The organism is Nonomuraea sp. NPDC003201, assembly GCF_053590415.1.
On record NZ_JBSFTC010000048.1, the window covers coordinates 43,247 to 52,675 of the forward strand.

A 9,429-nucleotide genomic window follows, 5' to 3' on the forward strand; every position below is an offset into this window, starting at 1 on the left:
GACCGTCTCACGTGCGGTCGGCGACCGAAGCGGTGACCATCTCACATGCGGCCGGCCGGCGAACCGGCGGGTGTCGCGTGGCTGGGCCACGCGATGTCGTCGACCGCCAGAAACGGCTCGCCGGCCACGGTGGCGGGTGTCACCCCGGTGAACGCCACGACGTCCCGATGCAGGTGGGACTGGTCGGCGTAGCCGGCGTCGGCCGCGACCCGGGCCGCGCCCTCACCCGCGACCAGGCGATGGGCGGCATGATCGAAGCGGACCAGCTTCACGGCGCGTTTGGGCGGCAGGCCGATCTGCGAGCGGAACCGGGACCACAGGCGCTTACGGCTCCACCCGACCTCGGCCGCCAGGCCGTCGACCCGGACCCGGCCGCGGCCGGCGACGATCCGCTGCCAGGCCCAGGCCACCTCCGGGTCCACCGGCGGCCCCGCCTCGTGCCGGCGGGCGAGCAGCGCGTCCGTCAACGCGAAACGATCCTGCCACGACGAGACCTCGCTCAGCCGCTCGCGGATCCGTGACGCCTCCCGGCCCCACAGGTCGTCGAGGGCCACCACGGCGCCGTCGAGGTCGGCGGGGGAGACGTCCAGAACCGCGCGCGCGATCGCCGGGGACAGGCGCACCTGCACGCACTCGACGTTCTCACCCCGCGCCTGGACCGCGCCTCCGGCCCCGAGCCCGGGCCCCGCGACGATGCTTCCCCGCTGCTGCCGCCCGGCGGCGTACTCCATGACGGCCGAACCGGCGCCGAACTCCACCAGCAGCGTCACGGCCGGATGCGGGACCATCCGGAGCGTGTCCAGGTCACGGACCCGGAACCCGGCCATGGTGACACCGGCCACCCGGCTGGGCCGCCGCGGGCATGCCACGTCCCACACAGCCGCGCCGTGCACGAATGTCCGCACCGTTTCATGCTACGCGGGCCGATCCAGGGGAACATTTGTCCAATCCACCGGCGCGTACCGGCGGCGACAGTGGCCTCATGACCATTTCTGACGGCGGAACCGAAGCCACCGAGAGCTCGACCCTGCCCCTGGACGACGGCGACATCCACGTCCGCCAGGACGGCCCCCGCGACGCGCCCCCACTCCTGCTCATCCACGGGACGGCATCCTCGGCCATGTGGTGGGACCTGCTGGTTCCGCTGCTGACCAGATCCCATCGCGTCATCCGGATCGACCTGCTCGGCCACGGCCGGTCGGGCCAACCGGCCGACGGCAGTTACGCGGTCCCGGACCAGGCACGCCGGGCCGGTGCGGCGCTGGACCGGCTCGGCGTCGAGCACGCCGTGGTCGCCGGCCATTCCAGCGGCGGCGCGGTCGCCACCGCCCTCGCCGAGCAACGGCCCGACCTGGTGACCGCGCTCGCGCTCATCAACACCGGACCCAGCATGGACGCCTTCATCGCACAGGAGTCCGCCGCGATCGGACCCTCGCAGTGGCCGCCGAGCGACGAGCTGATCCGCCAGTTCTCGAGCACCGGTTTCAGGCGGGCGGACCACCCGATCCCGCAGGCGTTCGTGGACGAGCTGCGCGGTATGAGCTTCCCTGCGTTCGTCGCGATCATGCAGGCGCCCCGCGAATACCTGGAGGAGCGGGCGCTCCCCGATCGGCTTAAGGACCTCGGCAAGCCGCTGCTGGTGATCTTCGGTGTGGAGGACCGGAGGTGGCGATCCTCGTCCGCGGCCGACTATGGCGTCGTTCCGGGCGCGAAGGTCGAGCTGCTACCGGGTTCCGGACACTCGCCCATCGTGGAAGACCCGCCGCGGACCGCCGAACTGCTCCTGGCCTTCACCGCGATCCACCGTCGATCACATGGGCAATGACGTCGGCGGGTTCGGCAAGGTCGGCGCACATAGGCTGCTGCTGTGCCGCGCTGCGCAGAGAGGGCAGTGCGGGCATCGCCGACAACCGATGCAGTCGAGCCGACAGGACAAAGGGATATCCATGATCACCCACATCAACGTCGCCGTCATGTACGTAGCCGATCAGCAGCGGTCGGTGGATTTCTACGTCGACAAGCTCGGCTTCACCAAGACCGTCGATGCCGAGATGTGGCCGGGCGCGCGCTGGGTGGAGGTCAAGCCGCCGAACGGACAGACCTCGATCACCTTGCACAGCGCGGAGGCGTTCGACAAGAAGCCGGGCGAGGGCGCCTTTCTCACCTTCGCCTGCGATGACATCCACGAGACGGTGCGTCAGTTGCGCGAGCTCGGCGTCACCGTGACCGACCCGGTAGAGGAGGCCTGGGGCACCTACATCAAGGCCACCGACCCGGACGGCCACGAGGTCATGATCTCCAAGAAGTGACGGACCAGGGGCTCCCCGGACCCCCTGGTAGCCGGTTGTCCATTACATGGGATGTAATCGACGGGCCGGGCCGGGGCGCCGCATGGTGGCCCCATGAGTGAGAACGGCGTTGCCGAACGCAACAAGGAAATCGTCCTGCGCGGCTTCTCGGAGTTCGCGGCGGGGAACGTGGAGATACTTCGCGACCTGCTCCGGGAGGACTTCGTCGAGCACAGCCCGGGAAATCCCTCAGGCAGAGACGCGTTCATCGAGTTCATCGCGAGCGCCCCGGTCGCCGGGGCGAAGCTCGACCTCAAGCGGGTCGTCGCCGAGGACGACCACGTGATGCTGCACTATCACATGGTCCCGCCAGGGGATGAGCGCGGGATCGCGGTCGTCGACATATGGCGGATGGTGGACGGGCAGATCGTCGAGCACTGGGACGTGGTGCAGCCGGTGCCCGATCCTGGCGAGATCCCGTACGGGATGTTCTGACGGCGAAGGCGCCGATTTCGCCGCCGGTTCACGATGAGGCGCGCGGTTCAGGGTGAGACGCGCGGTTCACGATGAGACGACGGCTCAGGGTGAGGCGCCGACCATCAGGGGCCAGACCGCCGCGGAGAGCTCCTCGGGGGTGCCCGGGCACCCCCGCCGCACCCAGTCCGCCGCCACCGACAGCAGCGCCCCCGCGACGAACGCCGCCGGAACGTCATGAGGGATGTCCGCAGGATCGTCGACGTGGGTGGAGCCGCCGTCGTCCGGTGAGGTGTGCTGTCCGCTGACGTGGACGGCGACGGTCATGCGGTGTCGCAGGTGGTCCTGGAGCCGGGCGCTGCCGTCGGGGCCCAGCAGCGCCCGGTACAGGTGCGCGTGCTCGGCGACGTGCGCGAACAACCGCGTGGTCTCGACGGGCGGCTCGCTCCGGGCCACCACGTACCGGCCCAGCTTCGGCGCGGCGGCGACCAGGCCGTCGAACATCGCCGCGCAGGCCGACTCCGCGAGGGCGTGGACGTCGGGGAAGTGGTCGTAGAAGGTCGAGCGGTTCAGGCCGGCCCGCTTGGTGACGTCGGCCACCGTGATCTGCCCCAGCTCCTTGTCCAGGACCAGATCCAGCAGCGCCTGCTGCAGCGCGGCCAGGGATCGCCGCGCGCGGGGGTCGGCCTGGACGCGGCCGGTGAGCGGGGGCTTCTCTTCGGGCACGGGCTCAGTGTACTTTGACGGCACCTGTTGTTTAGCCGACAGGTGTTGGATAGTGCGAAGGGAAGGAGCCGTCATGGGTTCGTTGGAGGGCAAGGTCGCGATAGTGACCGGCGCCGGGCAGGGGATCGGGCGCGGCATCGCCATGGCCATGGCCAAGGAGGGCGCCTCGATCGCCGTCGTCGACCTCAACGGCGAGGCGGCGGCCGGGACGGCCGGCGAGATCGAGCGCCTCGGCGCGGCGGCGATCCCGCTGACCTGCGACATCCGCGACTCCGCCGCCGTCGGCGCCGCGGTGGCCGCGGTGGTCGAGCGGTTCGGCACCGTGGACATCCTGGTCAACAACGCGATGGCGGCCCGCGTCGGGGTGCCGCTGGAGGAGATCACCGACGAGGATCTCGAGCTGGCGTTCCGCACCGGCCCCATGGCCAGCACGTACTTCATGCGGGCCTGCTTCCCCCACCTCAAGAGCGGCGGGCGCGTCATCAACCTGCGCTCCGGCTCCGAGGTCCAGGGGCTGGTCGGTTACGGCGCGTACGTCTCGGCGAAGGCCGCCGTCGGCGGCCTCACCAGGACCGCGGCCCGCGAGTGGGGTGCCCACGACATCACGGTCAACGCGATCTGCCCCTTCGCGCTCAGCGAAGGGGCGAAGTCCTACTTCGACACGCGGCCGGACGAGCTGGAGGCGGCGCTGTCCGGCCTGTCGCTGCGCCGCACCGGTGACGCGGAGGCCGACATCGGCCGCGCCGCCGTCTTCCTGGCCGGGCCGGACGCCTCATTCATCACCGGCTGCTCGATCATGGTGGATGGAGGCGGCTCTTTCCTGGGCTGACGGCAGGAGGCGAGGTTAGACGGCAGGAGGCGAGGTTAGAACGCCTTGGCGGAGAACGAGGTGCCGTCCACCGTGACCTTCCCGCCCGAGCAGGACACCTTGGGCGAGTCCGTCCCGGGCACGATCACCGTCAGCAGCGACTGCGCCGCCGGTGACACCACCACATTGGTCGGCAGCTTCGACAGGTACGTGGGAGAAACCCAGCCCACCTTCCCGCCGCGCTCCACCTTCTGCCCGCCGACCCGGTCGCACGACGACGAGAACTGCAGCAGGGTGACCTTGAACTTGCCGTCCCCGAGCACGACCTTGCCCCCGCCGTTGGACACCAGCTTGAGCGACGGGTCGAACCGCCAGAGGTTGCTGATCTTCTTGCCGCCCGAGGCCGTGTCCAGCACCGCCATCAGGTCCTCGCCGTGGTTCACCAGGACCGACCTGGTGCGGCTCACCCCGTACGCCTTGTCGGTCAGCTTGAACGACTGCCGGTCCTTGCCGTACTTCGACGCCACGAGCTTCGAGGACGTCCGCGGCTTGAAGCGGGCCCCGACCACCGTCGGCACGTTGTGGGCCTCGGGGGAGAGCGTCCAGTAGCGGTAGGCGCTCTTCTCGTAGGAGTGGAAGCCGCCGTCCACCAGGAGGTTGCGGCCCTGGGCGTAGTACGTGACGCCCAGGTGGTCCTCGTGGCCGTGGAACTTCAGCCCGGGCCCGAACCTGATCGAGTAGTACGCCGAGTCCGGCTTGCCCCAGGCCGTGCGGCCGAAGACGTAGCCCGCCCGGTAGGTCTTGACCTCCTGCTTCGGCGTCCCCGTCTCGATCTTCGGCTCGGTCTCGGCGGTGCCGTCGCCGATGGGCACCATGTAGCCGGTCGGCATGGTGGCGTGGGCGATGAAGTCCTTCATCGCCTCGGCCCGCTTGGCGATCTCGCCGGGCACCTTCCTGCCGCACGCCTTCATGTTGGTGATCGCGACCTGCAGCCGGCTGTAGACGTACACCGCATAGCGCGGGGCCTGCTCCATGAGCGCGCCCTGCGAGTCGACGTCGAGCTTCACCGTGCCGGTCAGCCGGCGGGAGGCCAGGTCCGACCAGTCCTTGCGGCCGTACCTGCAGCCGATGCCCATGAGCGCGATGTCCTGGTCGATGCCGTGGTTGTGGCCCTTCTTGTAGAGCCGCGAGTCCGACAGGAGCCTGGCGTGGTCGGCGAGGCTGTCCTTCAGCCAGCTCTCCTTGACGTGCATGCTCAGGCAGAGCAGCGGCTGCGTCCGCAGCGAGACCGGGTGGTCCTTCCACGTGTACGGCTTGGTGCCGCGCGCCCCGGGCTTGTTGTTCGCGACCCAGTCCTTGGTGATCTCGGTGGCGCGATCCAAATAGCTGCGGTCACCGCTGTTCTCGTACGCGACGACCAGCGTGCCCATCCAGCGCAGCGACTGGAACACGAACTCCCACGAACGGTTCCCGTACGGGCTCGCGCTCCAGTTGATCTTCTTGCCGAGCTTGTACGCGGGCAGCCCGACCAGCGAGATCTCGCCCTTCATGACGTCGTCGGCCGTGGGGGTGCCGGGCAGCCAGTCGCCCTGGCACTCCGCGGTCCGGGTCACCTTGTCGGCATGCGCGGGGCTGCCTAACCCGCCGAGCGCCAGTAAAAGGGCAAGAGGTATCGCGAGCCGGCGCACGCCAGTTCCTTTCGGGACAAAAAGTGAAGGTGGGACATGCTTTCCGAATCGCGATCAATGGGTCAAGTTGAGTGGCGGATTCGTTAGATGCTCGATGCGTCCCCGGTGTCCCGCATGGCGTAGCCGTACCTGGCGCGACATGCTGGTGCGGTGACATTCGACGACCTCGTGATCCCGGACACACCCGCCTGCCGCGGGGCGCTGGAGGTGGCCGCCCGCTACCACACGCCCTCGCTGCTCAACCACTCGATCAGGGCCTACCTGTGGGCGGCCGCGTACGCGCGTGAGCACGGCATCGCGTTCGACGCGGAGCTGCTCTACGTGTCGGCCATGCTGCACGACCTCGGGCTGGTGGCCGAGTTCGACAGCCACTCGGTGCCGTTCGAGGAGGCCGGCGGCGACGTGGCCTGGGTCTTCTGCGCCGGCGCCGGCTGGTCGCCCGAGCGGAGGGTACGCGCCCGCGAGGTGATCATCCGGCACATGTGGGACGAGGTGCCCCTGGAGGAGGACCCGGAGGGCCACCTGCTGGAGCTCTCGACCGGCATGGACATCTCGGGCCGCCGTACGGAGGAGATCCCCGAGGCGATCAGGCGCGAGGTCCTGGAGCGCTACCCGAGGCTGGAGATCGCCAAGGAATTCGGGGCGTGCATCTCGGAGCAGGGCGCGCGCAAGCCGTCCAGCATCGCCGGCCAGTTCGTCCGCGCCGGCATCGTGAACCGGATCGCGCGCAACCCGCTGGACGCCTGACCCCGAAAGGGGCCTTGGAAGCCGGATCGGCTATGACTTGGGGCCGGTGCTCTCGGCGACCTCGAAGGTCCACACCTCCGAGCCGGTCGCCGCGGGCCCCTGCCCGTGGCCGTGACCGTGGCCGTGCCCCTGTTCCTGGGCGGCCTGGGCGGCCTGCGCGTGCCCGCGCCGGAAGGCCTCACCCTGCTGCCAGTTCTGGAAGTCCTCCTCGCTGCGCCAGCGCGTGTAGACGAGGTAACGCTCGGTGCCCTCCACCGGCCTGAGCAGCTCGAACCACTCGAACCCGTCGGCCGACTCCACCATGCCCGCCCGGTTGGCGAAGCGCCGTTCGAGCTCCTCGCGCATGTCGGCGGGCACGTTAAGGACGTTGATCTTCACGACGGACAACGGGGCCCCTCTCGTCGGCGACACCACCTGCTGAGATATCCAGGCTAACGCGGGCGGCCTCAGGGTCCTGCTCCTGGTCCGGCGCGGCACGAGGTACGCGTTGGGCGGAGCCTGGCGGTGGCGGCGATAGCCTTGTCAGGTGCGTATAGCGAGGTTCTCCACAGGCGAAGGCGTGTCGTTCGGCGTGGTCGAGGGCGGCCCGGGCGAGGAGGTCATCTCCGCGGTCGCCGGTCACCCGTTCGGCCAGGTGCAGTTCACCGGCGAGCGGCACCCGCTGTCCCAGGTGAAACTGCTGGCCCCGATGCTGCCGAGCAAAGTGGTCGCCATCGGCAGAAACTACGCCGAGCACGCGGCCGAGCTGGGCAACGAGGTGCCCGAGGAACCGCTGATCTTCATGAAGCCGTCCACGTCGGTGATCGGCCACGGCGAGAACATCGCGTACCCCACGACGCTGTCCGACCGCGTCGACTACGAGGGGGAGCTGGCCGTGGTGATCGGCAGGCTGTGCCGCGAGGTGCCGGTCGAGCGGGTCAAGGACGTCATCTTCGGCTACACCTGCGCCAACGACGTCACCGCCCGCGATCTCCAGAAGAAGGACGTGCAGTTCACCCGGGCCAAGGGGTTCGACACGTTCTGCCCGCTGGGGCCGTGGATCCAGACCGACCTCGACGCGAGCGACCTGGCGCTGACGACCACGGTCAACGGCGAGATCCGGCAGAGCGGCCGCACCAGCCAGCTCATCAACGACATCCCCGCGCTGGTGGCCTACGTCAGCGCGGTCATGACCCTGATCCCCGGCGACGTCATCCTGACCGGCACCCCCGCGGGCGTCGGCCCGCTGGAGATCGGCGACGAGGTCAGCGTCGGCATCGAAGGCATCGGCACACTCACGAACAAGGTGGTCTCCCGTGACTGAAGTACGGGTGCGGTTCGCCCCGTCCCCAACCGGCATGTTCCATGTGGGCGGTGCCCGCACGGCGCTGTTCAACTGGGCGCTGGCCGAACAGTCCGGCGGCCGCTTCGTGCTGCGCATCGAGGACACCGACGCGTCGCGAAACCGTCCGGAGTGGACCGAGGGCATCATCTCCGCCCTCGACTGGATCGGCATCAACGGCGGCAACCCGGCGTTCGAGGGCCCCTACTTCCAGTCGGCGTACGAGGCCCAGCACCGCGAGGCGGTGGCGAAGCTGCTGGCCGACGGCCGGGCCTACTACTGCGACTGCACGCGTGAGCTGCTGGTGGCCCGCACCGGCTCCGAGCATCGGGGCTACGACGGCCACTGCCGCGACCGCGGCCTGACCGAGGGCGCGGTCCGCTTCCGCACCCCCGACGACGGCGTCACGGTCGTCGAGGACCTCATCCGGGGCAACGTGGAGTTCCCCAACGAGGCGCAGGAGGACTTCGTCATCGCCCGCACCGACGGCTCGCCGCTCTACGTGCTGGCCAACGCGGTCGACGACATCACCCAGAACATCACCCACGTCGTCCGCGGCGAGGAGCACCTGGGCAACGCCGCCAAGCAGATGCTGCTGTGGCCGGCGCTGGGCGCCACGCCGCCGGTCTGGGCGCACCTGCCGGTGATCGTCAACGAGCAGCGCAAGAAGCTGTCCAAGCGCCGCGACAAGGTGGCCCTGGAGGACTACCGCGCGGAGGGCTACCTCGCGGAGTCCACGGTCAACTACCTGATGCTGCTGGGCTGGGGGCCGGGCGAGGACCGCGAGATCATGCCGTGGTCGGAGATGATGCCGCTGTTCCGGCTGGAGGACGTCAACTCCGCCAGCGCGTTCTTCGACGAGAAGAAGCTGCGCGCGTTCAACGGCGAGTACATCCGGGCGCTGCCGCTGGAGACGTTCGAGCAGCGCTGCGAGCCCTACCTCGACCCGTCCTGGGACCGCGAGCTGTTCAGCAAGGTCGCGGCGCTGGCCCAGACCCGCATCGCGGTGCTGTCGGAGATCCGGCAGAACGTCGACTTCCTCTTCCTCGACGAGCCGGTCTTCGACCAGGCGTCCTGGGACAAGGCGATGAAGAACTCGCCGGTGGAGATCCTCACCGACTACCTGTCGCGGCTGGAGACGGTCAGCTGGGACCCCGAGTCGCTCAAGGAGACGCTGGAGGAGGTCGGGACCGCGTACGGGCTCAAGCTCGGCAAGGCCCAGGCCCCGGTCCGCGTGGCGATCACCGGCCGGACGGTGGGCCTGCCGCTGTTCGAGTCGATCGAGGTGCTCGGCCGCGCCCGGGCGCAGGAGCGCCTGCGCGCCGCCCTGGCCCGCCTGAAGGGCTGATCCGGCGGCCGGCGGCCCGCAGGGCGGGC

At 69.7% G+C, this 9,429-nt stretch carries 11 protein-coding genes; 7 read left to right on the forward strand and 4 right to left on the reverse strand.

Going from position 1 to position 9,429, the window contains the following annotated elements; all coding sequences use genetic code 11:
• Nucleotides 1-41: 41 nt before the first annotated feature.
• The gene (locus ACWDX9_RS19780; RefSeq protein ID WP_449955782.1) at nt 42-905 is read right to left on the reverse strand and encodes a helix-turn-helix domain-containing protein; all 864 of its coding nucleotides are present in this window, start codon (nt 903-905) and stop codon (nt 42-44) included.
• A 77-nt stretch (nt 906-982) separates the two neighbouring features.
• On the opposite strand from ACWDX9_RS19780, the gene ACWDX9_RS19785 reads away from it, so the two are divergent.
• The 3 genes from ACWDX9_RS19785 to ACWDX9_RS19795 all read left to right on the forward strand — a co-directional run bounded on the left by ACWDX9_RS19785 (nt 983) and on the right by ACWDX9_RS19795 (nt 2,783).
• Entirely contained in the window at nt 983-1,825 is an 843-nt protein-coding gene (locus tag ACWDX9_RS19785; protein WP_449955785.1) for an alpha/beta fold hydrolase, read from the forward strand.
• The gene (locus tag ACWDX9_RS19790) at nt 1,815-2,309 is read left to right on the forward strand and encodes a VOC family protein (protein ID WP_449955788.1); all 495 of its coding nucleotides are present in this window, start codon (nt 1,815-1,817) and stop codon (nt 2,307-2,309) included. Before ACWDX9_RS19785 ends, ACWDX9_RS19790 begins: the two co-directional genes overlap by 11 nt.
• Before the next feature lie 93 nt (nt 2,310-2,402).
• On the forward strand, nt 2,403-2,783 hold the full coding sequence (locus ACWDX9_RS19795; protein WP_449955791.1) for a nuclear transport factor 2 family protein: 381 nt from the start codon (nt 2,403-2,405) through the stop codon (nt 2,781-2,783).
• A gap of 84 nt (nt 2,784-2,867) precedes the next feature.
• Here the strand turns inward: ACWDX9_RS19795 and ACWDX9_RS19800 are convergent, their stop codons facing one another.
• Nucleotides 2,868-3,488, reverse strand: a complete 621-nt coding sequence (locus ACWDX9_RS19800) for a TetR/AcrR family transcriptional regulator (protein WP_449955794.1) — start codon at nt 3,486-3,488, stop codon at nt 2,868-2,870.
• Nucleotides 3,489-3,561: 73 nt separating this feature from the next.
• Between ACWDX9_RS19800 and ACWDX9_RS19805 the strand changes: the two genes are divergently transcribed.
• On the forward strand, nt 3,562-4,317 hold the full coding sequence (locus tag ACWDX9_RS19805; protein WP_449955797.1) for an SDR family NAD(P)-dependent oxidoreductase: 756 nt from the start codon (nt 3,562-3,564) through the stop codon (nt 4,315-4,317).
• A gap of 35 nt (nt 4,318-4,352) precedes the next feature.
• Here ACWDX9_RS19805 and ACWDX9_RS19810 read toward each other — a convergent pair whose 3' ends face one another.
• Complete coding sequence (locus tag ACWDX9_RS19810) at nt 4,353-5,909, reverse strand: heparinase II/III family protein (RefSeq protein WP_364262529.1); 1,557 nt, start codon at nt 5,907-5,909, stop codon at nt 4,353-4,355.
• 225 nt (nt 5,910-6,134) lie between these two features.
• Between ACWDX9_RS19810 and ACWDX9_RS19815 the strand changes: the two genes are divergently transcribed.
• Nucleotides 6,135-6,731, forward strand: coding sequence for an HD domain-containing protein (locus ACWDX9_RS19815; protein WP_449955800.1), 597 nt, complete (start codon nt 6,135-6,137; stop codon nt 6,729-6,731).
• A gap of 30 nt (nt 6,732-6,761) precedes the next feature.
• Here the strand turns inward: ACWDX9_RS19815 and ACWDX9_RS19820 are convergent, their stop codons facing one another.
• Nucleotides 6,762-7,118 (reverse strand): antibiotic biosynthesis monooxygenase family protein, encoded by a 357-nt coding sequence (locus ACWDX9_RS19820; protein WP_355208858.1) that lies wholly within the window; start codon nt 7,116-7,118, stop codon nt 6,762-6,764.
• 139 nt (nt 7,119-7,257) lie between these two features.
• Between ACWDX9_RS19820 and ACWDX9_RS19825 the strand changes: the two genes are divergently transcribed.
• Complete coding sequence (locus ACWDX9_RS19825) at nt 7,258-8,034, forward strand: fumarylacetoacetate hydrolase family protein (protein ID WP_185068095.1); 777 nt, start codon at nt 7,258-7,260, stop codon at nt 8,032-8,034.
• A gap of 34 nt (nt 8,035-8,068) precedes the next feature.
• Nucleotides 8,069-9,400, forward strand: coding sequence for a glutamate--tRNA ligase (gltX, locus tag ACWDX9_RS19830; RefSeq protein WP_449955805.1), 1,332 nt, complete (start codon nt 8,069-8,071; stop codon nt 9,398-9,400).
• Nucleotides 9,401-9,429: the final 29 nt, after the last annotated feature.